This is a genomic window from Streptomyces sp. GL_141 (genome assembly GCF_057834385.1).
On sequence record NZ_CM174402.1, the window covers coordinates 3,064,352 to 3,089,131 of the forward strand.

Below are 24,780 nucleotides of genomic sequence, written 5' to 3' on the forward strand. Positions count from 1 at the left end.
CGGACAAGTCCTAGCCGAAGTCGTACACCGTGACGGGTATCCCCTTCGCGCACAGCGCGTCGAGGATCAGCGGCTCGATGCGGGGCCACTTCCCGCCCGCGAGGCCGCAGCCGATGCGGGGCATGTGGACGGAGGCGCCCAGCTCGGCGGCGTGGGCCGCCAGGAGTGCCAGGCAGCGCTCGATCGCCTCGTAGCGGACGGGCGGGCCGGCGCTGCCGGTGCGGATGCCGTGCTGGCCGACCATGTTCGCGACCCAGGTGTCCGGGCTCACCTGGACGAGCTGCACCGCGCCGAGCGCGAAGTCGTTCCCGCTGCGGCCCCTGTGCCAGGCCCGGTACGCCGCCTCCGGCTCGCTCCAGCGCTTCGAGAGCGCGAGGACGAAGCCCTTCCCCCAGCCCCCGAGGTCGTTGCAGACGTGCGCGATGATCTTCGGCCCCCGGGCCTGCGGACTGCTCGCATCCCCCCGGATGATCGTCGGCTGATGCATGCGGATCCCCCCTTTCCCCCTGTCCGGAAGGTACCCGGACCCTCTGACATCGCCGGAAGGCACGCGTCTCGGGGGGCTTGGGGCCTCAGCCTTCGGGTCGTAGGTCCGGAGTCTGTTCGACCATGGGTTTATGCGGTTTTAACCGTGTTACAACTGGAACATCGCGCTGCAAATGGCGCATTTTCCTTAGCTGTTGCCCAGCCCACACAAGCGCTGCCTGCCTTGGCAACACACCCGTTTCCCCTGGAGGAAGCAACCGTGAGCACAGCCGAGCAGACGGCCACGTCTGCCAAGAAGAACTCCGCCGCGATGGCGGTCATGCAGCGCCTCGGCCGCAGCCTCATGCTGCCGATCGCCGTGCTGCCGGCCGCCGCACTGCTGATGCGCTTCGGCCAGGAGGACATGCTGGGCAGCACCTCCCTGCCGGACTGGTGCAACGAGATCGCCACGTACATGGCCGCCGGCGGCAACGCCGTCTTCAACAACCTGGCGCTGCTCTTCGCCGTGGGCATCGCGGTCGGCTTCGCCAAGAAGGCCGACGGTTCCACCGGCCTCGCGGCCGTCGCGGGTTACCTCGTCTTCTCGAACGTGCTCGGCACCTTCACCGACGGCAACGTCCCGCAGGTCGAGAAGGTCGTCGACCACCAGGTCGCCCTGGTCAACGCACCCGTCAACGCGGGCGTCCTCGGCGGCGTCGTGATGGGCATCGTCACCGCCCTGCTGTACCAGAAGTTCTACCGGACCAAGCTGCCTGACTGGGCGGGCTTCTTCGGCGGCCGCCGCCTCGTCCCGATCCTGTCCTCCTTCTCGGGCCTGGTCATCGGCATCGTCATGGGCCTGATCTGGCCGGTGCTCGGCAAGGGCATCCACGGCTTCGGCGAGTGGCTGGTCAACTCGGGCGCCGTCGGTGCGGGCATCTTCGGTGTCGCCAACCGCGCACTGATCCCCGTCGGCATGCACCACCTGCTGAACTCCTTCCCCTGGTACCAGGCCGGCGAGTTCGACGGCAAGCACGGCGACATCGCCCGGTTCCTCGCCGGCGACCCGAGCGCCGGACAGTTCATGACCGGCTTCTTCCCGATCATGATGTTCGCCCTCCCGGCGGCCTGCCTCGCCATCACCCACTGCGCGCGCCCCGAGCGCCGCACGGTCGTCGGCGGCATGATGTTCTCCCTCGCGCTCACCGCGTTCGTCACGGGCATCACCGAGCCGATCGAGTTCACCTTCATGTTCATCGCCCCGGTGCTCTACGCGATCCACGCGGTCCTGACCGGTGTGTCCATGGCGCTGACCTGGTCGCTCGGAATGAAGGACGGCTTCGGCTTCTCGGCCGGCGCGATCGACTTCTTCCTCAACCTCGGCATCGCGTCCAACCCGTGGGGTCTGGCCGGCATCGGGCTCTGCTTCGCGGCGCTGTACTACTTCATCTTCCGCTTCGCGATCACCAAGTGGAACCTGCCGACCCCGGGCCGCGAGTCCGACGAGGAGCTCGCCGAGATCCTCAAGGCCGAGGCGAAGTAACCGTGCCCGCGACGCAGCGCACCCCCGGACGGGGACTGCCTTGCGAGGAGCGGCGCGAGCTGATCGCCGGAGCGGTACGGGCCAGGGGCCGCGTACGGGTCGCCGATCTCGTACGGGAACTGGGCGTCAGCCGGATGACCATCCACCGGGACCTCCAGCACCTGGACGCCCAGGGCCGGGTACGCCGGATCCGCTCCGGAGCGACGGCCACGGCCACGGCCACGGCCACGGCACCGACGGCCCCCGCGGCCGCCACGGCCTGAGGGCCACCCCGAAAGCGGGGGCGGGGCACCACCGACCGACCGGTGGTGCCCCGCCCCTTTTCGCGTCCCTCAGGACCGGCAGGGTGACGAGCGCAACACCGGTCCGCCCCCTTCCGTCGGGCCCACCCATTCCGCAGGCCGGAGCGGGGCGGCGGCCCCGGTTTCCAAGGGCTCGTGGCGCCCGCACCCAAGCTTTGCGCGAAAGGGGACATATCGGTCCACCGCTCGCCCCCGCGCTCCGGGTCAAATAGCGGGGCGCGCCCGCATCGGGACCCGTAAGCTCCCGTCATGCAGGTGATCCAGTCAACGAAACTCGCCAATGTCTGCTACGAGATCCGCGGCCCCGTCCTCGAAGAGGCGATGCGGCTCGAAGCAGCAGGTCATCGCATCCTCAAGCTCAACACCGGCAACCCCGCGGCCTTCGGCTTCGAGTGCCCGCCGGAGATCCTTGAGGACATGCTCCGCAACCTGGGCAACGCCCACGGCTACGGGGACGCGAAGGGCCTGCTCTCGGCGCGCCGTGCGGTCATGCAGCACTACCAGACCAAGGGCATCGACCTGGACGTCGAGGACATCTACATCGGCAACGGGGTCTCCGAGCTGATCCAGATGTCGATGCAGGCGCTGCTCGACGACGGCGACGAGGTGCTCGTCCCGGCGCCGGACTACCCGCTGTGGACCGCCTCCGTCAGCCTGGCCGGCGGCACCGCCGTGCACTACCGCTGCGACGAGCAGTCCGACTGGATGCCGGACCTCGCCGACATCGAGCGCAAGGTCACCGACCGGACCCGCGCGATCGTGATCATCAACCCGAACAACCCGACCGGCGCCGTCTACGGCGACGAGATGCTGCGCGGGCTGACGGACATCGCCCGCCGCCACAACCTGATCGTCTGCTCGGACGAGATCTACGACCGGATCCTCTACGACGGCGCCACGCACACGAACACCGCCACCATCGCGCCGGACCTGCTGACGCTCACCTTCAACGGGCTCTCCAAGAACTACCGCGTCGCCGGCTACCGGTCCGGCTGGATGGCGGTGTGCGGGCCCAAGAAGCACGCCTCGTCGTACATCGAGGGCCTGACGATCCTGGCGAACATGCGGCTCTGCGCCAACATGCCCTCCCAGCACGCCATCGCCACCGCGCTCGGCGGACGGCAGTCGATCAACGACCTGGTGCTGCCCGGCGGGCGGATCCTGGAACAGCGCGACACGGCGTACGACCTGCTGACGCAGATCCCCGGCATCACCTGCGTGAAGCCCAAGGGCGCGCTGTACCTGTTCCCGAAGCTGGACCCGTCCGTCTACAAGATCAAGGACGACCGGCAGATGGTCCTCGACCTGCTCCGCGAGGAGAAGATCATGGTCGTGCACGGTACGGGTTTCAACTGGCCCGAGCCCGACCACTTCCGGATCGTGACCCTGCCCAACGCGAAGGACCTCGCCGACGCGGTCACCCGGATCGGGAACTTCCTCGACGGGTACGGCCAGCCGTAGGCCCCCAGGGGCCGCGCCGTCCTACGCGTCGGCGGCGGCGAGTCCGGCGGACAGGGCCGCGGTGATCGCGGCGACGTGGTGGTAGGCCCGCCCGGCGGCGGCGAGCACCCGGTCCTGTTCGCCCGGCCCGCGCAGCGCCCCGTTCAGGCGCGCCGTGAAGCGGGCCCAGCGCTCGCGGTCACCGCTGGCGTAGTACGCCACGCCGTCCGCGTCGCGCAGCCCGTAGGCCTCGGCGACGTACCGGCGCAGGATCGCGCCGCCGAGCGTGGAGCCCTCCAGTACGTAGAGGAACCCGAGCAGGGCCGCGGGGTCCGAGGCCGCGGCGGCGCGGATCTCCCGCGCGAGGGCGTCCGCCGGTGCGGCCGCGGTGGACGCCGGGAACACCCCGTCCTCGGCGAAATACATCAGGTCGCGGTCCACGAGGGGGAGTTTGGCCAGGTCCGCCGACCACACCGAGGTGACGTACGGGTCCGTGGCGCGGGCGAGCTCGCTCTCCAGCGCCGCCAGGACCCGGCGGTAGGCCGCGAGCTGGTCGACGTACCGGTCGAGCGGGAGCGTCCCGGCGAGCATCGCGCGGGAGAAGGGCGTGCACTCCAGGTCCTGGTGCCGGCCGCGGGTGCTCGCCCGGATGCGCTCGACGACCGTGTGGCAGTCCGTGGGGCTCATGCGCCGTCCCCCTTCAGGAGCGTCGTGTGGAGCCGGTCGATGAGGTGTCCCTTGCGTTCGATCGTCACGTCGAAGTAGCGGGCGCTCCGCTCGGAACGGCACACGCCGCGCACCGCCTCCATCGCCGAGCGCTTCAGCTCCACCGCCTCCGCCGCGAGGAGCAGGAGCGTGCGGCGCAGGTCCGGATGGCCGAGCACGAACTCCTTCAGCCGCGCCCCCACCGGCTCGCCCGACGCACGCGGCCCGTCGGGCGCGGAGTCGAGCAGTTCGAGGAAGACCCGGTTGCTCAGCTGGCCGAAGTCCTCGTGGGTGGCGCGGCCGCCGAACCCGGGCACGAAGTCGGTGAGGTCGTTGAACAGCTGGCTGGCCAGTCCGAGGTTCCGCATGGCCTCGTCCAGGACCCGCCGCTCGTCCTCCACGACGCCCAGCGCCGCCACCGCCGCGTCCAGCGGCATCCAGAACAGCGTGCCCGTCTTGAGCGCGGCCATCGACTCCCAGAAGGCGACCCGCTCGCCGCGGGGCGCGGCCGTCAGTTCGGCGCGCGTGAGCGCGGTGCGCGTGGAGACGTCGACGGCCTGGCCGGTGAGGCCCCGGCCGACCGACCGCAGCAGGCTCCGTACGACGGCCGGGTCGGCGGCGTGCTCCAGCGCGGCGGTGATCAGCAGGGTGCCCGTGTTGAGGGCGAGCGGGATGCCGTGGCCGACGTGGAGCGCGGGCTCGCCGTAGCGGATGCCGCTGCCGTCCTGGATGTCGTCGAGGGCGACGGCGGCCTTCAGCAGGACGCGCACCGCCACGGCCGCGCGGCGGACCGCGGCCAGGTCCGCCGCGGCGGCCTCCTCGCCGGCCGGGCCGGGGAAGCCCCGGTAGTTGCGGTAGGCCCAGAACACCATCGAGGGCCGCAGCGGGGCCCGGCCCGCGGGCGCTCCCTCGGTGGGCGCCAGGGCCTGCTGGCCCACCTTCGAGCCGACGGCGTCGGCGACCGGCGCGTACAGGGACCGCCCCAGCGCCGCCTCGTACACCGATTGCGGCGCGGAGGAGGAGCCGGTCCCCGCCCCCTGCCGCGCGGGCGCGGTGGTCAGGGAGGCCAGGAAGGCCGCGAGGTCCTCCTCCAGGAGCGCCGCATCGCTCCGCACCACGGCCTCTACGCCCGATATCTCCGCCATGCCCGCCGCATCCGGCGCATTCGACACGCCTGACACGTCTTCGACCCCAGCCATTCCGTCCCCCGAGCATCACACCGGCCGGCCCGCACGTCTCCGCACAAACGTGCACCGAAAGGAGAAGACTGAACGTTGTTCCCCAGCCATCACAAGAGAGATTCAAGCCGACACGCAGGACCAAGATTCAGCTCAACTTTAGAACGGATCCAATGTAGGATGGTCTCCTGACCACGCAGGAGGCCTCCATGTACGAGCCGATTCGCACCAAGGCGGTCGACCCCCGCATAGGCGCCCACCGCAGCGACTACCCCCGCAGCAGCCGCGCCGAAGCCCTGGACATCCAGCTCGCCGGGCACCTCGCCGCACTGCTCACCGTGACCGACGAGCTCGGCCTCGACGAGGCCGCCGCCGTCGTCGCCGCCCAGGTGACCCGCCTGCGCGGGGCCCAGCCCGCCCGCGCACCCCGGCATCCCGACCGGCAGCCCGACGCCGAGGCCACCGCCGCGCTGCACCAGCGCGCCCACGACCTCGCCGCCCGCGCCCTGCTCGTCGCCGCGTCCCGCGCCGACACCACCGTCGCGATCCTCGCCGCCGAGCGCATGGACGCGCACGCCGCCGCGCTCGACCTCGTCGGCGCCCACTGACGGCCCCGGTCCGGGGCCGCGGAGGCTCCGGACCGGGTGCCACGCCCTGCGGGGCTTGAACGTGCAACCCGCCTCGCTACCGCCCGGCAGGCCTGCGGCGCGCCGCCCCTGCGCAGCGGGCCGACCCTGCGGGGCTTGGTCCCCTCCCCGCCCTTCGCCCGTTCCCCGGGGCTCCGCCCCCGACCCCGCTCCTCAAACGCCGGAGGGGCCGGGATGGGCGAAGGGCGGGTCCGGGGCGAACTCTGCCGCCGCGATGCCGCACCAGGGGATCGCGGCCGGGGGCCAGACCGGGCCCACGGCCTCCGCGAACTCCATCGCGGCCGGGCGGACACCCGGGATCTTCACCAGCGTCTGGGACCCCCGGGCCGATGGGGCCATGGCGGAAGGCTGCGACCCGGGCCGCGCCTCCGGCTGTTCGCGGAACTCCACGGTGACCACGTAAGCACCCTGTTCCGGGAAGCCGTTGACCGCCTCGACCGAGGCGACCACGCGGCGGCTCGTCGGGTCGATCCGGCAGCCGGTGATGCGGACGTCGTCCGGCGCGGCCCCCGCCGGCCGCACCGCGGGCCGGCCGCCCGCCCACACGTACAGCCCCAGCGGGGCGAAGACCAGCAGTCCCGCCACGAACACCAGGGCGACCAACCAGCCCTGCCACTTCAACGCACTCACGCCCATGGCACGATCCTCCCGGCCACCCGCCCCGGTCACCAGCACCCACGGGCCCACACAGCATTTCGAAGTGGGACCGCCTCGTCACCTCTCGTTCACCCAACTCCGCGCGGAATGTGGGTTTCCGCGAGCACTCTGCACCCGTGAGACGCATCCTAGGAATCGCCCTGGCGATCCTCCTGGTCGGCGGCGTGATAGCCGTCATCGCCATCGGAGGAAAGAAGCCGGAGGGCACGGCAACGAAGACCGTGCGTGGCGTCATCGGTTCGGAGAAGTCCGAGTTCTTCCGCGACCCCGACGTCGTCAAGGCCCTTGCAGACAAGGGCTACACCGTGAAGACCGAAACATCGGGCTCCTGGGCGATGGACCAACTCGCCCTGAAGGACTTCGACTTCGCCTTCCCCAGCAGCAACGAGCCGGCCAAGGAGATCGAGGCGGCGGCCGGAGTGAAGGGCGCGCAGAACACCAAGCCCTTCTTCTCCCCGCTCGTCGTCATCGCCCGCGCCAACGCGGCCAAGGTCCTCGGCGACCACGGCCTCGCGAAGACGACCGGAAAGAACACCGGCACCCTCCTCCTCGCGCCCTTCCTGAAGGCCGCCGGCGAGGCCAAGACCTGGCAGGAGCTCCAGGGCGGCACCAGCGCCCACCCCGAGCTGGGCGGCACGGTCTTCATCAAGACCACCGACCCCACCACCTCCAACTCGGGCGCGCTCTTCCTCGCCACCACCTCGAACGTCGCCAACAACGCGACCGTCGTCTCCGACGACGCCGGCATCGAGCGGACCGCGCCCCTGATGAAGAAGCTGATCTCCGTCCAGGGCGCCCTGGAGCAGAGCACGGACGACCCCTTCCGCTCCTTCATCAGCGGCAGCGGCGAACCGCTCATCCTCGCCTACGAGTCCCAGGTGGCCAGCCTGCTCCAGCAGAAGCAGGTATCGGGGGACGTCGGCAGCATGGTGGTGCTCTATCCCGACACCACCGTCAACTCCCCGCACACCTTCGTGCCGATCAGCGAGAAGGCCAAGGACCTCGGCTCCCTGCTGGCCACCGACCCGAAGCTGCGCACGCTCGCGGTCCGCCACGGGTTCCGGCCGACGGAGGGCGTGGCCGAGTTCACCGCCGCCACCGCGCCGCACACCGCGTACCTGAACCCCGGACTGACCGGCATCCGCCAGGTCGGCGCACCGACCGTCAAGGTCCTGATGGCGCTGGCCGAGCGCGCCAAGGGATAGGGGGACCACACCACCATGACACTGACACCGCCAGAGAACAGCCCGCTCGTCCTCACCGCCCCCGAGCCCGTGGCCCCCGTCAAGCGGGAGCAGGCCTCCGGCCTGGTACCGCTCCAGGACGGGGTCCGCGAGGAGATGGCCCGCCGGGCCGGGGAGTACGTCGGCTCCCTGTCCGGCATCGACAGCCGCTCCCCCGAGTTCGCGAACCGCATCGGGGAGATCGCCGGCCTCGGCTCCGCCGACATCCGCGGCGCCGCCCAGCAGTCCAACCGCATGCTGGAGCGGGCCGTACGCTCCCTCGGCACCGACGTCGGGGGCGACGCCCAGGCCCGCGTCGCCGGCTCGCTCGTCGAACTGCGCCGCACCGTCGAGGACTTGGACCCGAGCGACAGCTCGGCCGGCTCGGGGAGGGGCATGCGCAAGCTCCTCTCCAAGCTGCCCGGCGGCAACAAGTTCCGCGACCACGTGGCCAAGTACGCCTCCTCGCAGACCACCCTCAACCGGATCGTCGGCGCGCTGCGCGGCGGCCAGGACGAGCTGCGGCGCGACAACGCCGCCCTGCACACCGAGCGCGCCCGCCTGTGGGAGACCATGGGCAAGCTCCAGGAGTACGCGGTGCTCACCGAGGCCCTGGACGCGGCCGTCGAACAGCGGATCGCCGACCAGAGCGACCCGCAGCAGGCCGACGCGCTGCGCGTGGACGTGCTGTTCCCCGTACGGCAGAAGCACCAGGACCTGCTGACCCAGCTGGCCGTCTGCGCGCAGGGCTACCTGGCGATGGACGTGGTCCGGCGCAACAACGAAGAGCTGATCAAGGGCGTCGACCGGGCCGCGACCACCACGGTGTCCGCGCTGCGGATCGCCGTGATGCTGGCACAGGCGCTGAGCACCCAGGGCGAGGTCATCAAGCAGATCGACACCCTGCGCGACACCACCGAGGGCCTGATCCGTGGCAACGCGGAGATGCTGTCCACGCAGAGCGGGGAGATCCAGCGGATCGCCGCCGACCCGGCCGTCGGCGCGGAGACCCTGCGGACGGCCTTCGCCCAGATCTACAAGACGCTCGACACCATCGACACCTTCAAGGTGCAGGCGACCGAGAACATGGCCGCCACCGTGGAGTCCCTGACCGGCGAACTCCAGAATGCCTCCGCATACCTGGCGCGCACCCGCACCACCAGCGCCCTGGAAGGCGGCGACGCCCGATGAACGGCATGAGCATCCGCAGCGCCGTGATGCGCAGACGACTCGCCGCGGCGGTGGCGCTCGCCGCCACCCTGCTCGGGGCGAGCGCCTGCGCGACGGACGACGACCACCCGAAGCCGAAGCAGACCGAGTACCAGGAGGGCAAGCTGCGCGTCCTGGCCTCCAGCGAGCTGTCCGACATGGACGAGGTCCTCAAGGCGGCGAAGGCCGCCACCGGGGTCGGCGTGGAGCTGACCATGTCGGGCACCCTCGACGCGGTCGAGCAGATCGCCTCCGGCAAGGCGGACGGCAAGTACGACGCCGTCTGGCTCTCCTCCAACGACTACCTGCGGCTGCGGCCCGAGGCGGCGGGCAAGCTGGCGAACGAGACCCCGGTGATGTCCTCGCCCGTCGCCCTCGGCGTGAAGCCGGAGGCACTGGCCCGGCTCGGCTGGAAGCCCGAGTCGGTGACCTGGTCGGCGGTCCACGAGGCGGTGACCGGCGGGAAGCTGACGTACGGGATGACCGACCCGGTGCGCTCCAACTCCGGGTTCTCCGCACTGATCTCGGTGGCCTCCGGACTCTCCGGCGCACAGGCGGCGCTGACCGACGCCGACGTGGCGAAGGCGCAGCCGATGCTGAAGGGGTTCTTCACCGGGCAGAAGCTGACCTCGGGCTCCTCGGGCTGGCTGGCCTCCGCGTACACCCAGCGCGGGGACGTGGACGCGCTGGTGAACTACGAGTCGGTGCTGCTGTCCATGAACCGGGACGCGAAGACGAACCTGACGGTGATCCGGCCGCTCGACGGCGTGGTCACGGCCCACTACCCGCTGACCCTGCTGACCTCGGCCCCGGCCGGGGCCCGCGAGTCGGGGCGCGCGCTGACCGAGTACCTGCGCGGCACCGAGGCGCAGAAGGGGATCACCGAGAAGACCTTCCGGCGGCCCGTCGCGGCCGGGGTGACCCCGGCGGCCGGGCTGAACCCGGACAAGCGGCGCGAGCTCCCCTTCCCCGGCACCCGGTCGGTGGCGGACGGGCTGCTGGCCAGCTACGAGAACGAACTGCGCCGGCCCTCGCGGACGGTGTACGTGCTGGACACCTCGGGTTCGATGGCCGAGGAGGACCGGATCGGCCGGCTGAAGGCGGCGCTCACCGACCTGACGGGGACGGGGAGTTCGGGCACCGGGGAGCGGTTCCGGGACCGCGAGGAGGTCACCCTGCTGCCCTTCGGCGACAAGGTGAAGAAGGTCCTGACGCACGCGGTCGAGCCCGGGAACCCGGGACCCGCCCTGGACGCGATCCGGGGGGACGTGAAGTCGCTGCAGCCCGACGGGGGCACGGCCATCTACAGCAGTCTGCAGGCGGCGTACCAGCAGCTCGGCAAGGGCAACGCTGACGCCTTCACCTCGATCGTGCTGATGACGGACGGCGAGAACACCGCGGGCGTCGGCGCCAAGCAGTTCGACGCCTTCTACGCGGGGCTGCCCGAGGCGCAGAAGCACACCCCGGTCTTCGCGGTGCTGTTCGGCGACTCGGACCGCAAGGAACTCGCCCACATCACCGAACTGACCGGCGGACGGCTCTTCGACGCCACCGACGGCAACGGTTCGCTGGACGGAGCCTTCGAGGAGATCCGTGGCTACCAGTAGGCCGCTCGGCGCACGGCTCCTCAGGTACCTGGAGTCGAAGAAGAACCTGGCCGGCAGTGCCTGCGGGGTGGTCGGGGTGGGCCTGACCCTCACCGGGGTGGCCGGCACGTACTGGCCGGTGGTGGTCGCCGGGCTGTACGGGGCGGGCGCGCTCGTCGCCCCGCCCGAGGTGCCGGCGCCGCCGGTACCGCCGGAGCCCGCCGAGCAACTGGGCTTCGTACGGGAGGACTTCGCGCGGCTGCAGGAGTACGTCGGCGAGGTGGACCTGCCGGCGGAGCCCGCCGAGGTGCTGACCGGGCTGCTGGAGCTGTACGCGGCGATGCTGGAGCCGGGCTGGGTGGCGGGCGTCCTGGCCGCCGACCCGGAGGCGGTGCACGCGCTGACCCGGGCCATCCGCACGGACGTGCCGGAGTGCGTGGACACCTACAACCGGACCCGCTGGTGGACCCGGCTCACGGCGGGCGGCGAATCGCCCGAGCGCCACCTCGAACGGCAACTGACGCTGCTGCGGGAGGAAGCGGAACGCATGACGGCGGACCTCCGCGAAACGGAGGCCCGTCGTCAGCAGACGCACACGACCTATTTGGAAGGCCGCCGGGAATCATAGGCCCGTCATTCCGATGCCTCGAATGCACACACAATTCACCGGCAGTTACATCAGGAAGCCGGCACCGTGTCGAAATAGTGCAGACCTCCGTCACTGAACCCCTTCACGGCGGATTCGACATCCTTCGCGGATTCGCCGCCCGCGGCGTTGAAGTAGACCCAGTCGACCTTCATGTCCCACGCCCGGTCCCCCTTGAACGGCAGGTCCACGAACCAGGTATTGAACTGAACGGACATGTCCGAGCGCGGGGCGTACTTCTTGTTGTTGGTGAAGAGCTCGCGACCGTCGAGCTGATAGGTGACCGAGTCCTCCGTCACCGCGATCAGCACCGTGTGCCACCCCTGCAGGCTCTTCTCCGACTTCCTGGTGACGCGGTCCCCCTTGTCGGCGTTGTGCCAGCTCGTGGTGTCCAGCTTGGGTCCGGGTGCGCCCCAGCCGCCGTTGGGCATGTACTCGTAGTCCAGTTCGCTGTACGCCGAGCCGCTGCCGCCGATGGTGAAGAAGGTCTGGTTGACGTGGTCGCCGTTCCTGCCGCTCGCGGGCTTGTCGCTGAAGTGGATCCGGGCGGCGTACGTGCCGGTGCGGAACTTCTGCTTCAGCGTCCCCAGAGCCGCCTGCCTCGTACCGGCCGGCGTGCCGTCGGTCTGGGCGCGCAGCTGGAGCACCTGGCCGTCCAGGGCCTCCGTCGCGGACGGGAAGCTGATCCCGTCCGCCGACCAGGTGCCCGCGATGCCGGGACCGCCCTCGCTGGTGCGCACCAGCCAGCCGTGCTTGAAGAGTGCCGGGTCCTTGGGGTCGCGGTAGCGGAAGTTGTCGAACATGACCCCGGACGGGACGGTGGACCCCGCCGCGAGGCCGCCCACCGCCTTCGGTGCCGCCGCGGCGGCACCCTCGGGCTCCTCTCCCCACACGAGCACGCCGCCCTTGTACGCGGTCACCAGCTTCGATTCCTTGAACGCGGTCTTGCCCCCGTCGAAGGACCGGTCGTTGGACTGCTTCACCTTCCCGTGGTCGGCCCGGTAGAGCTGCAGCTCTATGCCCTTGCTGTTCTCGCCCGGTGCGAGGGTGCCCGCGCTCGCGGTGAAGCCGAGCTCCAGGTAGTGGTCGGCCGTGCCGGTCGGCTTGTCCAGAGCGGCGATGGCGCCGACGACGTTCGAGCAACCCACCGTGGTCTGCACGCAGTTGAAGGCGTACGGCGTGTCCGTGTCCGCGGTGAAGTAGTACCGCAGCCGTACCTCGCTCAAGGACACCGGCTTCTGGGACGTGTTGAAGATCTCGAAGGACGGCTTGGCGAAGTCGTCCGAGGCCGAGTCGGTCCGGTAACGGACGCTGAGCTCAGGGGGGTTGGGGGTGACCGTCTTCCCTGTCGGGTACACAGCGTACAAAGCCCCGCCGCCGGCGACGACGACGCCCACGATGAGCAGCGCCTTGATCGCCGGCCACACGCGGCGGCGCGGCTTGTTTCGCAGGGCAGGACTGGAATGCGTCACGGAAAGCTCCTCGGCAGGGGACTGAGGCTGCGCTGAGGGGTGGTCGTCCGATCGCCTGGATCGTTCGGCTGAGCACAACGCTTGAGTGAAAGTCCGGCGATCTTAACCACACAACTCCGCTCTCCGTCCCGGCCGGTAACCCCCCCGGATGTCGCTGAGACTCCCGAGCGGGACGGAAGGTTGTACCCGGGACCCGGTGACTTAGCACACCACTCCCGTCTCTTTTCGGGGTCCGAAGTCTGTTGTTAGCGTACGAAGCTCTTTGATGAATTCTGGCCGCTTATCTCTGCCTGGACTTGACCGGCGGAGTTCGCGATCCAGGCCGGGGGTGGGGAATGAGCTTCGTGAACAGAACAGGTACTGCCGATCTCGTTGTGGTCGGGCTCGGATACGTGGGGCTTCCGCTTGCCCGTGCGGCCGCGGCGGCAGGCCTCAGGGTGGTCGGCCTCGACCGCAGCCGAGGGGTCGTCGACGGTTTGAACGCAGGGCGTTCGCACATCGACGACATCACGGACGCCGAGGTCGCGCTCATGCTCGGCCAGGGCTTCCGGGCCGTCGACGAGCCCGAAGTCATCGCCGCCGCCGACGCGGTCGTGATCTGCGTCCCGACCCCGCTGACCGACCACGGTGCCCCCGACCTCGGAGCGGTGGACGCCGCGGTGGGTGACATCGCGGCCCACCTGACCCCGGGCACCCTCATCGTCCTGGAGTCCACGACGTACCCGGGCACCACCGACGAGGTCGTGCGGCCGCGGCTCGAGGCCGGCGGCCTCCGCGTCGGCATCGACTTCCACCTCGCGTTCTCGCCCGAGCGCATCGACCCGGGCAACCCCACGTACGGCCTGGAGAACACGCCCAAGGTGGTCGGTGGCATCACGCCCGACTGCACCAAGGCCGCACGCGCGCTGTACGAGCGCTTCGTGGGCCGGGTCGTGGAGGCGAAGGGCACCCGCGAGGCCGAGATGGCCAAACTCCTCGAGAACACCTACCGCCACGTGAACATCGCGCTCGTCAACGAGATGTCGATGTTCTGCCGCGAGATCGGCGTGGACCTCTGGGACGCCATCCACTGCGCCTCCACCAAGCCGTTCGGCTTCTCCCCGTTCTTCCCCGGTCCCGGCGTCGGCGGCCACTGCATCCCGATCGACCCCAACTACCTGTCGTACAAGGTCCGTTCGCTGGGCATCCCGTTCCGCTTCGTGGAGCTGGCGCAAGAGATCAACCAGCGGATGCCCGTGCACGTGGTCACCCGTGCCTCCGATCTCCTCAACGACCAGGGCAAGGCCCTGCGCGGCTCGCGCGTCCTGCTGCTCGGCGTGACGTACAAGCCGAACATCTCGGATCAGCGGGAGAGCCCCGCACTCGCCGTGGCGCAGAACCTGCGCGCGAAGGGTGCCGAACTCGTCTACTTCGACCCGCGCGTCGACAACTGGACGGTTGCCGGACTGCCCGTCGAGCGGGTCGAGGACTACCTCGTGGGCGCCGGGGAAGCAGACCTCACCATCCTGCTGCAGCCCCACCGGGAGATCGATCTCGGCGCGCTCGCCGACCGCGCCCAGGCGCTGTTCGACACCAGCGGCAAGTCCGAGGCGCACCCCCGGGTGGTCAAGCTGTGACCGCGCAGGACACCTACGTACCGGGCGCCGTCGATTCCGCCGGCCGCCAGAAGCACCGCAAGCGCAGACACCTGAAGGTCTCCTACGTCGTCTTCGCGGGCCTCGCCGCAGTGATCGCGACGCGCATCGACACCGGTTCGCTGCACCTCTACTCACTGGGCGCCCTCAGCCTGCTGTCGCTGAAGATGATCGGGGCGCTGTTCTACCGGCCGGCCAAGGCCGACCAGGCGCAGCTGGAGTACCTCGAGAGCTGCTGGGTCACCGCGGTCATCCCGATCTACAACGAGGACCCGGTGATGTTCGAGCAGGGCATGCGCAGCGTGCTCGCGCAGAGCCGGCTTCCCAACGAGATCCACATCATCGACGACTGCAGCGCCGACGCCGGCGGCATCCGTGCGGCCAAGAAGATGCGCGGCGAGTTCGAGCAGCGCGGCGTGAAGTTCACCGTCAGCGTGCAGCCGGAGAACAAGGGCAAGCGCGAGGCGCTCGCCCTCGGCTTCGAGGCGGCGCCGTACACGGACCTCTTCCTGTGCGTGGACTCGGACACGATCCTGTCCCGGGACACCGTCCGCGAACTGCTGCTGCCCATGGCCGACGAGAAGATCATGGCCTCGACCGGCATGGTCCTCGCGCTCAACTACGACAGCAACATCTTCACGCGCCTGCAGGACCTGCGGTACGGCAACTCGTTCCTCTTCGAGCGGGCCGCCTACTCGCGACTGAAGGCCGTGCTCTGCTGCTGCGGCGCGCTGTCCGTGTACCGCGGCACGCTGGTGCGCAAGTACCTCGACGACTTCCTCAACCAGCAGTTCCTGGGCAAGCCCGCGGTGTTCGGCGACGACCGCCGGATGACCAACTACTGCCTCATCGAGGGCCAGGTCGTCTTCCAGGAGACCGCGGTCGGCTACACGGCCGTGCCGGAGAAGCTGCCGCACTTCCTGCGCCAGCAGGTCCGCTGGAACAAGTCGTTCTTCCGCGAGTCGCTGTGGGCGTTCCGCAAGCAGAAGAAGTGGCGGCCCGCGTTCTGGCTGACGACCATGGAACTGGCGCTGTGGCTGGTCTTCGGCTCGGCGATGTTCTACTCGATGGTCATCCTGCCGATCCTGCACCCCGAACGGTTCGTCAACCACATCGGCGACTACCTCATGTTCATGGTGCTCATGGGGTACCTGCGCAACGTCCGCTACCTCGACTTCCCGCGCCGCGGGATGGGTCTGGTCAAGCGGTTCGGGATGTTCCTGCTGGCCCCGCTCTACGGCGTCATCCAGCTGACGCTGCTCACGCCGCTGCGCTTCTACGCCCTGTTCACCCTGCACAAGGGCAGTTGGGGCACCCGTCAGGCCGGCGTCGAGGTCTCGGTGGCGGGCCATGAGGGAGAGGCCTCCGCGGTGTGGGAGGAGGAGGACCCGTACTCCAACCCGAAGGTCACCGAGACGCTGCAGATGATGCGTCTGGAAGGCGCGGCGCTGGCCCGGCAAACCTCGTCCCGCCCGGCCGGGTCGCCACGGCAGACTGGGCATCACCTCACCGACGGACAGCAGCAGGACGGCTGGGACATCCCGCAGCAGCAGGTGTCGTGGGGCGGCCCGGCACCGGTGCGGCCGCACGCGGACGGGCACTGGCAGCAGGGCGGCCAGCCCCAGTACCAGCATTCCCAGTACCAGCAACCTCAGTACGAGCAGCCCCAGCCCCAGCAGCCGCAGTACCAGCAGCCGCAGTACCAGCAGCCCCAGTACCAGCAGCCGCATCCGCAGGGCCATGACCAGGACGTGGATCCGTACTGGCTCCGGGACCAGGGCGGCCGTTGACGGCAGGTTCCCGAAAAGGGGCGGTCCGCACGGGAGTTCTCCGTGCGGACCGCCCCCTTCAGCGCACTCGGCGGGGGTCTCAGGTGTAGTACTGCATCGCTTCCGCGACGGTCACGACAGGAATCCCGCGGGCGCCGATCTCCTGCAGCATCTGGGCGAACCCCTGCCGGCTGATCTCCGTGCTGGCCGCCGGGGCGCCCGCGACGATCTTGTGCATACAGAGGATGAGCCAGTCACCGTTCCTCGCACAGCGGTCCAGCTTGCCGCCGAGGCCCGTCACCTCGGACAGCGCCGTACCACCGATTCCCTTGCCGTCATTGATTCCGGTGAGCGCCTTGAGGCGGTAGGGCATGGCCGGGGCGTACGACTCGATCGTCTCGGAGATGATCGAGCGGGCCGTGCTGAAGTGCCGGCTCGCGAGCAGGTCGACCGGGACGCCGTCGGACGTCTTCTGGAACGCACCGTGCGGGTAGGCGAAGTGCTCACTGTGGAAGCCGTTGGACACCAGCCACTCGCGCAGTGCGCGGAAGTCGTCGTCCGCCTGCTGCGCGGTGAGCTTGGGGTAGCTCGCCGTGTGGGTCGCGGTCGCGTACGAGTGCCCTGCCATTTCCCAGCCCGAGTGGTCCTGCAGGGACCTCATCTGGTCGATCGTCAGAAAGCTGCCGGTGCCTATCGCGTCGGCGATGTTGTAGACCGTGCCGGAGTAGCCGCTGGCGTCCATCGCGGGCCGCGCCAGGTCGTGGATCGACTTGTGGGAGTCGTCGAAGGTGATCGACACGACGCCCTTCGGGAAGACCGAGCTGGTGTCCGGAACCAGTTCGACGGCCTGGAGGTGGTAGGTCACAGGGCCGGCCGCGTCGTCGTACACCGCGAAGGACAGATCGGTGATGCCGGTTCTCGTGGACGGCACACCGGAGGACGAGATCGCGTACGTGCCCGCCGCGTCGGTGACGTCGGCCCACTGGAGGTGGACGGTGACCCACTCCCCCGACTGGACGTAATTGGCGGCCGTCTTGGAGTGGTTGTGGACCTGCCAGCCGAAGCGGTTCGCGAGGGAGCCGCTGCCCGCGTAGAAGACCAGCTTGCTCAGATGGGTCACGTCCGTCACACGGAAGACGAGCCTGATCATCTTTCCGGTCAGATCCATCGCGGGCAGCCCGACCTTGCGTACGAACGACTGCTCGCCCTTGCCGCTGGTCGTCACCCTCACCGCCTGCGTCCCCCGCACGAACAGTGCCGTGTCGTTCGGCTCAGCCGACGCCGTACCGGCACCGGCCGCGGACCAGCCGTGCTGCGCCTGGAACTGCTGGGACCACGTCGCCCGGCGGAACTTGGGACGACGGCCCGTCGGCGCGAACGAAGGAGTCGTCAGGCCCTGGGCGAGCTGCCGGCCCGTGACGCTCAGGTCACCGGCACCCGCCGTGGCGGCGTCGGCCGTCGCGGGCTGCGCCGGCACGGTGAGCAGCGCGCCACCGGCCGTCAGGAGCCCGCCCTTGCCGGCCAGGCGCAGCGCGGAGCGCCGGCTGACTTGCTTCGCCGCACGTGGGGAGTTCCGGGACCCTGCGGAGGTTCCGGGTATGGACTGATCACGGCTCACGGGACTCCCCCAGCGGTCAGGTGGCGGGACCGCCCCCCAGGCTGGGTCCCGCAGCAGATCATCGAATCACGGATCGATCCGGGACTCGAACGATATCCCCAGCCCGGCGCGGTGATGCCGAAGGGGTCGACCCCATCGGGATCGACCCCTTCTGACCTGCACGCTGGACGAATCGCCCAGCGCACGGCAAAGACGCGACTACCCGTTGAAACCAGGTCGGGGAATCCCGCGTCGACCTGCGGCCGGGGACAGCCGGACCGCAGGGGCTTGGATGGCCGGGCTCAGCCCAGGCGCGCGACGAGCGCTTCGTACTGGTCCCACAGCTCCTTCGGCGTGTGGTCGCCGTAGGTGTTCAGGTGCGCGGGGACCAGCGAGGCCTCGTCGCGCCAGACCTCCTTGTCGACCGTGAGCAGGAACTCGAGGTCGGCGGCGGGCAGGTCCAGGCCGTCGGTGTCCAGGGAGGCGACGGTCGGCAGGATGCCGATCGGGGTCTCCACGCCTTCGGCGGCGCCGTCGAGGCGCTCGACGATCCACTTCAGGACGCGGCTGTTCTCGCCGAAGCCGGGCCACACGAACTTGCCCGCGTCGTTCTTGCGGAACCAGTTCACGTAGTAGATCTTCGGGAGCTTGGACTGGTCCTTGTCCTTGGCGACGTCGACCCAGTGACCCATGTAGTCGCCCATGTTGTAGCCGCAGAACGGCAGCATGGCGAAGGGGTCGCGGCGCAGCTCGCCGACCTTGCCCTCGGCGGCGGCGGTCTTCTCGGAGGCGATGTTCGAGCCGATGAAGACGCCGTGGTTCCAGTCGAAGGACTCGGTGACCAGCGGCACGGCGGAGGCGCGGCGGCCGCCGAAGAGGATCGCGGAGATCGGGACGCCCTTGGGGTCCTCCCACTCGGCGGCGATCGTCGGGCACTGCGAGGCGGGGACGGCGAAGCGGGCGTTCGGGTGGGCCGCCGGGGTGTCGCTCTCCGGGGTCCAGGCGTTGCCCTTCCAGTCGATCAGCTGGGCGGGCGCCTCTTCGGTCATGCCCTCCCACCAGACGTCGGAGCCGTCCGGGGTGAGCGCGACGTTGGTGAAGACGGTGTTGGCGTACATGGTCTTCATGGCGTTGGCGTTGGTGTGCTCGCCGGTGCCGGGGGCGACGCCGAAGAAGCCGGCCTCGGGGTTGATCGCGTAGAGGCGGCCGTCCTCGCCGAAGCGCATCCAGGCGATGTCGTCGCCGACGGTCTCCACGGTCCAGCCGGGGATCGTGGGCTCCAGCATGGCGAGGTTCGTCTTGCCGCAGGCGGAGGGGAAGGCCGCGGCGATGTACTTCGCCTCACCGGCCGGCGGGGTGAGCTTGAGGATCAGCATGTGCTCGGCGAGCCAGCCCTCGTCGCGGGCCATGACGGACGCGATGCGCAGGGCGTAGCACTTCTTGCCGAGCAGGGCGTTGCCGCCGTAGCCCGATCCGTAGGACCAGATCTCGCGGGTCTCGGGGAAGTGCGAGATGTACTTGGTGGTGTTGCACGGCCACGGCACGTCGTCCTGGCCCTCGGCGAGCGGAGCACCGAGGGTGTGGACGGCCTTGACGAAGAACCCGTCGGTGCCGAGCTCGTCGAGGACGGCCTGTCCCATCCGGGTCATGGTGCGCATGGCGACCGCGACGTAGGCGGAGTCGGTGATCTCGACGCCGATCGCGGAGAGCTCGGAGCCGAGGGGGCCCATGCAGAAGGGGACGACGTACATCGTGCGGCCCTTCATGGAACCGCGGAAGATGCCGCCCTCCTCGCCCTTGCCCGCGAACAGCTCCTTCATCTCGGAAGGGGCCTTCCAGTGGTTGGTCGGGCCCGCGTCCTCCTCCTTCTCGGAGCAGATGAAGGTCCGGTCCTCGACGCGCGCGACGTCGGAGGGGTCGGAGGCCGCGTAGTACGAGTTGGGGCGCTTGGCCGGGTCCAGCTTCTTGAAGGTGCCCTTGGAGACGAGCTCCTCGCAGAGGGCCTCGTACTCGGCCTCCGAACCGTCACACCAGACGATGCGGTCAGGCTGGGTGAGGGCCGCGATGTCACCGACCCAGGAAACGAGCTCCTGGTGCTTGGTGGGGACGTCGGAAGTGGTGCCAGCCGCGATGTCGCGCGCCACGATCGCTCCTTGTTGAGGGGTTTGATTTGTGATTGCCCCGTGGGGGCCGCGACCCGGACGCTTCGCGCTCCGCTCATCCGGTGTCGACCGCACTCATCTGATCATCCGGTGCGTGTGCGCATATGTCCAGGGGGCCTCTCACGTGAGCATCGCCACTCCGGTCAATCTTCCGTAAAGCGCACTAACGGAAACCTACGCACCCGTAGGTAGCATGGCCCGCATGACTTCCGACGCCGCTGCCGTGGCCGCTCCGATGGTCGAAACCGCCGATCAGGAGACCAAGCCGCTCATGCGCGGCTGGCTCCACACCGGCATGTTCCCGGCCGTGGTGATCGCCGGCCTCGTCCTGATGGCCTTCACCGACTCGACCCGGGCCCGGGTCGCGTGCGGGGTGTACGTCCTCACCGCGTGCCTGCTCTTCGGCGTCAGCGCCGTCTACCACCGCGGTACGTGGGGCCCGCGCGGGGAAGCCGTCCTGCGGCGGCTCGACCACGCCAACATCTTCCTGATCATCGCGGGCACGTACACCCCGCTGACCGTGCTGCTGCTACCCGACTCCACCGGGCGGACCCTGCTGTGGGCGGTCTGGATCGCGGCCGCGGCCGGCATCGCCTTCCGCGTCTTCTGGGTCGGCGCCCCGCGCTGGCTGTACACCCCCTGCTACATCGCCATGGGCTGGGCGGCGGTCTTCTTCCTCCCCGACTTCATGCGCACCGGCGGCATCGCCGTCCTGGTCCTGGTCATCGTCGGCGGCCTGCTCTACAGCGTCGGCGGCGTCATCTACGGCATGAAGCGGCCGAACCCCTCGCCCCGCTTCTTCGGCTTCCACGAGGTCTTCCACTCCCTGACCCTGGCCGCCTTCGTCGCCCACTACGTGGGCATCTCGATCGCCGCGTACCAGCACTGAGCCGCCCCCTCCGGACCGTGCGGGCGTGCGTCCCGCCCCCGCACGGTCCGAAGGGGAGGACTCAGGGCTTGCCGTGGCCGTGGCCGTGGCCGCCGACCGTCACGCGCCCCACCCTGTTGCCGACCAGCTCCGTGAACCACATGTTCCCGTCGGGACCCTCGGCGATGTGGAACGGGGTGTTCTCCACGTTGGGGGTGGGAATCGGGAACTCGGTGAGCTTGCCCTGCGGCGTGATCCGCCCGATCCGGTTCCGGTTGGACTCCGCGAACCAGAGGTTCCCGTCCGGGCCCGCCGCGATGCCGATCGGCCCGCTGTTGACCTCCGGCAGCCGGAAGCGCCGTACCTCGCCGCGCGGAGTGATCCGGCCGATCTCGTTGGCGGGGCCGCCGCTGTCCGTGAACCAGAGGTTTCCGTCCGGGCCGGCGGTGATGTTGAACGGGGCGCCGTCGGGATTCGGCAGGGCGAACTCCTTCACCTCACCGCGCGGCGTGATCCGCCCGATCTTGTTGGTCGAGGGCGAGGTGAACCACAGGTTCCCGTCCGGGCCGGTGGCGATCCGGTACGGCTGGCTGTCGGGCGTCGGGAGCGGGAACTGCGTGATCCTGCCGCGGGGCGTGATGCGGCCGATCTTGTTTGCTCCGGCCTCGACGAACCACACGTTCCCGTCCGGCCCCTTGGTGATGCCGAAGGGGAAGCTGTCCGCCTGCGGCAGCGGGAACTCGGTGACCTTGCCCTGCGGGGTGATCCGGGCGATGTGGTTGTCGAAAGGCTCGGTGAACCACAGATTGCCGTCGGCGCCGGAGGTGATGTCGTCCGGGAACCGCTCGGGGTGGGGCAGCGGGAATTCCTTGATCTTGCCGTGCGGCGTGATCCGGCCGATCTTGTTCACCGGCGCCTGGATGGCGAACCAGACGTTCCCGTCGGGGCCGCCCGTGATGCCGGACGGGTTGGCCCCCTCGGTCGGCACGGCGAACTCGACGATCGTGCCGACGGGCTTCGCGTCGCCCCCGCCGGTCCCGCGCTGCCCGGCGAAGGCCGGAGCGGGCACGCTGAGCAGGGTGCAGGCGAACAGGACGGCCAGGCGCCGCCACCGGACCGGAGCGCGGTGGCGGCGCGGGCTGAGCAGGGGGGTCTCGGGCATGGGCCCAAGGTAGAAGGAACGTCCTATTCCGGATGGCTTTGACGGGCTGTCAAACGGGTGCTCCTGCCGTGCTCCCGCCCCGCCCGGTGCTCAGCAGGCGTATCCGTCACCGTCCGGGTCCAGGCGGAGCGGATCGCTGCCGTTGACCTTCAGGCGGGCCGGGTACTTGTGGGCGGCCAGCCAGTCGCAGCGGGCCTTCGTCGTCGGCTTCACCTCCGCCGGGAACCGTGTGGGCACGCACACGTTGGCCGTGCCGTAGTGCCGGTCGCAGCCGGCCACGCTCGGGGCCACCGGGGCCGAGTCCCGCTTCGCGGGGTTCTGCTTCGGGGCCGCCAGCTTGTTCGCGAAGGTGTGCTCGTGCGCGGACGGGGGCTCGGCGGTGGCCGCCAGGGCGGAGGGACCTCCCAGGTGCACCCACTGCGCGATCGACGGGATGCCGTTCGCGTCGACCGCGAAGAGCATGTACCAGCCGGGCGGAGCCAGGTTCGGGTTGCTGGTGACGTTCAGGTCGATGGTGGTGCCGTTGACGACCGTCAGCGGCAGGTCCACGAACCGCTGGTTCGGGTCCGAGGAGTGGGTGACCGCCGCCGGGCGGATCAGCTCCGCCTTGGCGACCGCCCGGTTGACGGTGATCCGCTGCGTGTCCCCGTACACCCACTGGTTGTCGATCACCGAAGTGATCTGCGGGCGCGCCCCCTTGAAGAGGTACGGCGGGCTGTAGATCGACACGTTGTGGTTGTACGTGCCGTTGCCCGGGTTGTCCCCGACCGACATCACCCGGCCGTCGGGCATCAGGAACGAGGCGGAGTGGTACCCCCGCGGGATCGGGTCGGCGGCCAGCCCGGGCTGGTAGGTGTTGGTCACCGGGTCGAAGAACGAGGCCTCGAACACCGGGTCGGCCCGGTCGTGCAGGGCGCCGCCGGTCTCCAGCACCTTGCCGTCAGGCAGCAGCACGGCGGACACGTACATCTTGCCCTCGGCGCCGGTCTGCGGACGCTTGCCGGCGCCCTGGTCGACCAGGCCCTGCGGCAGGTCCGGGCCGGCCGTGTAGGCGGGGCTCGGCTTCTTCAGGTCGATGATGTCGGTGATCCGGTTCGCCGCCGGGTTGGTCTCGTTGTTGCCGCCGCCGATGGTCAGGACCCGCTGGTCCTGCGCCGGGGGCAGCAGCACGCTCGCCGACTCGTCGCGCTGGTCCTTGTTGCGCAGGCCCGGCACGTCGGTGATCGTGTTGGCGGCGTAGTCGTACACGGAGGCGCCGGTGCCCTGGGTGCCGTTGCCGAAGGTGTGGCTGCCCGAGTAGAAGAGCCGCCCGTCCTGCATGAGGATCATCGACGGGTACAGGCCCCAGTACGACCAGGTCTGGTTGACCTCGTTCATCGGCAGCCACTTGTTCTGCGCCGCCGAGAACTTCTCCGCGGTCACGTTGCCCGTGGAGTCCTCCTTCAGCCCGCCGAAGGAGATCACGTCGCCGTTGCCGAGGACGGTCGCCGACGGGTACCAGTGCCCGCCGTTCATGTCGTTGGTCTTCGTGTACTTCTCGGTCGCCGGATCGAAGGTGTACGAGTCCTTCAGCCCCTGGTAGCCGATCGTGCCGTCGGCCGACGGATAGCCCTTGTTGCCGCTCATCACCAGCACCCGGCCGTCGGCCAGCTGGACGTGCCCGGAGCAGAACATGTCCACGGGCGTCGGGATCGTCTTGAACGAGCCGTTCGCCGGGTCGTAGACGGCGGAGGTGAAGGTGCCCGCGTTGAACTGGGCGATGTCGTTGCCCGAGCCCGCGATCAGCAGCACCTTGCCGTTCTTCAGCACGACGGCGTGCATGGAGCGCACCGGGTTCTTGGCGGCGATCACCTCCCACTTGCCCTTCGCGCACTCCGTGGCCGTGCCCGTGCAGGTGGGCGTCGGCGGGGGTACCGCCACCTCCTCCAGCGCGTAGTCGTCCGTGGTGAGCGTGCCCACCCCGTAGACGGACAGGCCCCACACGATCTTGTCGGTGTTCGGCGGGACCGCCGGCGTACGGACCGACGTGCGCGCCCACGCGGCGCTGACCGGGGGATTCTGCAGGTCGGTCCAGTACTGCCAGCCGGCCACCGTGTCGTGGCGGAACACCGTCACCGACACGTCCGGGGTGTTCGACTTGTACCAGGCCGACAGGTCGTACTGGCGGCCCGGCACGACCGTCGGGGCGCAGGTGCCGTTCTCGGTGACCAGGGCCTTGCGGTCGCCCTCCACCCGGCGGGTCAGCGAGACCTTCATCGCCTTGGTGCCGGAGTGCGCGTCGGCGACGGTCGCGAAGGTGAAGTCGTTGTCGCCCCAGCCGGATTTCGACCAGCAGGACGGCATGTCGGAGCCGGCCGGGCCGGCGGTCTCGAAACCGGGGTTGGTGAGCAGGTTGGGCGGTCCGGCCGTGGCCTGCTGCGGTGCGGTCAGCAGCAGGCCCGCGGTCATCGCCCCGACGGCCAGCAGGGCGGCCCGCCACCTTGCCCTGCGCCGGATCTTCCTCTGCATGGGGAGT

At 69.9% G+C, this 24,780-nt stretch carries 20 protein-coding genes; 11 read left to right on the forward strand and 9 right to left on the reverse strand.

The genetic code is table 11. The features are described 5' to 3' along the window. Positions 1-10: 10 nt before the first annotated feature. Positions 11-487, reverse strand: a complete 477-nt coding sequence (locus AC3IX6_RS13020; RefSeq protein ID WP_489370278.1) for a macro domain-containing protein — start codon at positions 485-487, stop codon at positions 11-13. A gap of 258 nt (positions 488-745) precedes the next feature. Here AC3IX6_RS13020 and AC3IX6_RS13025 point away from each other — a divergent pair, with 258 nt between their 5' ends. From AC3IX6_RS13025 to AC3IX6_RS13035, 3 genes are all read left to right on the forward strand, one after another. Next, on the forward strand, positions 746-2,008 hold the full coding sequence (locus tag AC3IX6_RS13025; RefSeq protein ID WP_489370279.1) for a PTS transporter subunit EIIC: 1,263 nt from the start codon (positions 746-748) through the stop codon (positions 2,006-2,008). A 2-nt stretch (positions 2,009-2,010) separates the two neighbouring features. Next, positions 2,011-2,271 carry a DeoR family transcriptional regulator gene (locus AC3IX6_RS13030; RefSeq protein ID WP_489370280.1) on the forward strand — a complete coding sequence of 87 codons (261 nt, stop codon included), beginning with the start codon at positions 2,011-2,013 and terminating at the stop codon, positions 2,269-2,271. Between the two features lie 288 nt (positions 2,272-2,559). Beyond that, positions 2,560-3,771 (forward strand): pyridoxal phosphate-dependent aminotransferase, encoded by a 1,212-nt coding sequence (locus AC3IX6_RS13035; RefSeq protein WP_489370281.1) that lies wholly within the window; start codon positions 2,560-2,562, stop codon positions 3,769-3,771. 21 nt (positions 3,772-3,792) lie between these two features. On the opposite strand, the gene AC3IX6_RS13040 is transcribed toward AC3IX6_RS13035, so the two are convergent. Further along, the gene (locus tag AC3IX6_RS13040) at positions 3,793-4,437 is read right to left on the reverse strand and encodes a biliverdin-producing heme oxygenase (protein ID WP_489370282.1); all 645 of its coding nucleotides are present in this window, start codon (positions 4,435-4,437) and stop codon (positions 3,793-3,795) included. Further along, positions 4,434-5,600, reverse strand: a complete 1,167-nt coding sequence (locus tag AC3IX6_RS13045; RefSeq protein ID WP_489370283.1) for a polyprenyl synthetase family protein — start codon at positions 5,598-5,600, stop codon at positions 4,434-4,436. Before AC3IX6_RS13045 ends, AC3IX6_RS13040 begins: the two co-directional genes overlap by 4 nt. Positions 5,601-5,842: 242 nt before the next feature. Between AC3IX6_RS13045 and AC3IX6_RS13050 the strand changes: the two genes are divergently transcribed. Beyond that, complete coding sequence (locus AC3IX6_RS13050; RefSeq protein ID WP_489370284.1) at positions 5,843-6,241, forward strand: SCO4983 family protein; 399 nt, start codon at positions 5,843-5,845, stop codon at positions 6,239-6,241. Between the two features lie 192 nt (positions 6,242-6,433). Here the strand turns inward: AC3IX6_RS13050 and AC3IX6_RS13055 are convergent, their stop codons facing one another. After that, positions 6,434-6,910 carry a hypothetical protein gene (locus tag AC3IX6_RS13055; RefSeq protein WP_489370285.1) on the reverse strand — a complete coding sequence of 159 codons (477 nt, stop codon included), beginning with the start codon at positions 6,908-6,910 and terminating at the stop codon, positions 6,434-6,436. Between the two features lie 143 nt (positions 6,911-7,053). Between AC3IX6_RS13055 and AC3IX6_RS13060 the strand changes: the two genes are divergently transcribed. Genes AC3IX6_RS13060 through AC3IX6_RS13075 form a run of 4 tightly spaced genes read left to right on the forward strand, consistent with a single transcriptional unit; the run spans position 7,054 to position 11,583 of the window. After that, the gene (locus AC3IX6_RS13060) at positions 7,054-8,142 is read left to right on the forward strand and encodes a hypothetical protein (RefSeq protein WP_489370286.1); all 1,089 of its coding nucleotides are present in this window, start codon (positions 7,054-7,056) and stop codon (positions 8,140-8,142) included. A gap of 15 nt (positions 8,143-8,157) precedes the next feature. Continuing rightward, complete coding sequence (locus AC3IX6_RS13065) at positions 8,158-9,351, forward strand: toxic anion resistance protein (RefSeq protein WP_489370287.1); 1,194 nt, start codon at positions 8,158-8,160, stop codon at positions 9,349-9,351. Continuing rightward, positions 9,348-10,976, forward strand: a complete 1,629-nt coding sequence (locus tag AC3IX6_RS13070; protein ID WP_489370288.1) for a substrate-binding and vWA domain-containing protein — start codon at positions 9,348-9,350, stop codon at positions 10,974-10,976. The genes AC3IX6_RS13065 and AC3IX6_RS13070 overlap by 4 nt, the downstream gene beginning before the upstream one ends. Beyond that, the gene (locus AC3IX6_RS13075; RefSeq protein WP_489370289.1) at positions 10,963-11,583 is read left to right on the forward strand and encodes a hypothetical protein; all 621 of its coding nucleotides are present in this window, start codon (positions 10,963-10,965) and stop codon (positions 11,581-11,583) included. The genes AC3IX6_RS13070 and AC3IX6_RS13075 overlap by 14 nt, the downstream gene beginning before the upstream one ends. Before the next feature lie 50 nt (positions 11,584-11,633). Here the strand turns inward: AC3IX6_RS13075 and AC3IX6_RS13080 are convergent, their stop codons facing one another. Further along, the gene (locus tag AC3IX6_RS13080; protein WP_489370290.1) at positions 11,634-13,073 is read right to left on the reverse strand and encodes a cellulose binding domain-containing protein; all 1,440 of its coding nucleotides are present in this window, start codon (positions 13,071-13,073) and stop codon (positions 11,634-11,636) included. Between the two features lie 335 nt (positions 13,074-13,408). Between AC3IX6_RS13080 and AC3IX6_RS13085 the strand changes: the two genes are divergently transcribed. Both AC3IX6_RS13085 and AC3IX6_RS13090 read left to right on the forward strand, forming a co-directional pair. Continuing rightward, complete coding sequence (locus tag AC3IX6_RS13085; protein WP_489370291.1) at positions 13,409-14,689, forward strand: nucleotide sugar dehydrogenase; 1,281 nt, start codon at positions 13,409-13,411, stop codon at positions 14,687-14,689. Further along, on the forward strand, positions 14,686-16,497 hold the full coding sequence (locus AC3IX6_RS13090; protein ID WP_489370292.1) for a glycosyltransferase: 1,812 nt from the start codon (positions 14,686-14,688) through the stop codon (positions 16,495-16,497). The genes AC3IX6_RS13085 and AC3IX6_RS13090 overlap by 4 nt, the downstream gene beginning before the upstream one ends. 79 nt (positions 16,498-16,576) lie before the next feature. Here AC3IX6_RS13090 and AC3IX6_RS13095 read toward each other — a convergent pair whose 3' ends face one another. Together AC3IX6_RS13095 and AC3IX6_RS13100 are read right to left on the reverse strand one after the other, a co-directional pair. Beyond that, positions 16,577-18,094, reverse strand: a complete 1,518-nt coding sequence (locus tag AC3IX6_RS13095; RefSeq protein WP_489370293.1) for a polysaccharide deacetylase family protein — start codon at positions 18,092-18,094, stop codon at positions 16,577-16,579. 281 nt (positions 18,095-18,375) lie between these two features. Then, a complete protein-coding gene (locus tag AC3IX6_RS13100; protein ID WP_489370294.1) occupies positions 18,376-20,217 on the reverse strand; it encodes a phosphoenolpyruvate carboxykinase (GTP) in 1,842 nt (613 codons plus the stop codon). A 220-nt stretch (positions 20,218-20,437) separates the two neighbouring features. On the opposite strand from AC3IX6_RS13100, the gene trhA reads away from it, so the two are divergent. After that, on the forward strand, positions 20,438-21,124 hold the full coding sequence (gene trhA / locus AC3IX6_RS13105) for a PAQR family membrane homeostasis protein TrhA (protein ID WP_489370295.1): 687 nt from the start codon (positions 20,438-20,440) through the stop codon (positions 21,122-21,124). 61 nt (positions 21,125-21,185) lie between these two features. Here trhA and AC3IX6_RS13110 read toward each other — a convergent pair whose 3' ends face one another. Next, positions 21,186-22,265 carry a Vgb family protein gene (locus AC3IX6_RS13110; RefSeq protein ID WP_489370296.1) on the reverse strand — a complete coding sequence of 360 codons (1,080 nt, stop codon included), beginning with the start codon at positions 22,263-22,265 and terminating at the stop codon, positions 21,186-21,188. A gap of 90 nt (positions 22,266-22,355) precedes the next feature. Further along, complete coding sequence (locus AC3IX6_RS13115) at positions 22,356-24,773, reverse strand: galactose oxidase family protein (RefSeq protein ID WP_489370297.1); 2,418 nt, start codon at positions 24,771-24,773, stop codon at positions 22,356-22,358. Between the last annotated feature and the right edge of the window lie 7 nt (positions 24,774-24,780).

What these genes read in the sequence shown, in the direction of transcription:
- AC3IX6_RS13110 (WP_489370296.1), bottom strand. Translation starts at nt 22,265, where the DNA reads ATGCCCGAGACCCCCCTGCTCAGCCCGCGCCGCCACCGCGCTCCGGTC.
- AC3IX6_RS13085 (WP_489370291.1), top strand. Translation starts at nt 13,409, where the DNA reads ATGAGCTTCGTGAACAGAACAGGTACTGCCGATCTCGTTGTGGTCGGG.
- AC3IX6_RS13040 (WP_489370282.1), bottom strand. Translation starts at nt 4,437, where the DNA reads ATGAGCCCCACGGACTGCCACACGGTCGTCGAGCGCATCCGGGCGAGC.
- AC3IX6_RS13065 (WP_489370287.1), top strand. Translation starts at nt 8,158, where the DNA reads ATGACACTGACACCGCCAGAGAACAGCCCGCTCGTCCTCACCGCCCCC.
- trhA (WP_489370295.1), top strand. Translation starts at nt 20,438, where the DNA reads ATGACTTCCGACGCCGCTGCCGTGGCCGCTCCGATGGTCGAAACCGCC.
- AC3IX6_RS13020 (WP_489370278.1), bottom strand. Translation starts at nt 487, where the DNA reads ATGCATCAGCCGACGATCATCCGGGGGGATGCGAGCAGTCCGCAGGCC.
- AC3IX6_RS13115 (WP_489370297.1), bottom strand. Translation starts at nt 24,773, where the DNA reads ATGCAGAGGAAGATCCGGCGCAGGGCAAGGTGGCGGGCCGCCCTGCTG.
- AC3IX6_RS13035 (WP_489370281.1), top strand. Translation starts at nt 2,560, where the DNA reads ATGCAGGTGATCCAGTCAACGAAACTCGCCAATGTCTGCTACGAGATC.
- AC3IX6_RS13050 (WP_489370284.1), top strand. Translation starts at nt 5,843, where the DNA reads ATGTACGAGCCGATTCGCACCAAGGCGGTCGACCCCCGCATAGGCGCC.
- AC3IX6_RS13045 (WP_489370283.1), bottom strand. Translation starts at nt 5,600, where the DNA reads ATGGCGGAGATATCGGGCGTAGAGGCCGTGGTGCGGAGCGATGCGGCG.
- AC3IX6_RS13070 (WP_489370288.1), top strand. Translation starts at nt 9,348, where the DNA reads ATGAACGGCATGAGCATCCGCAGCGCCGTGATGCGCAGACGACTCGCC.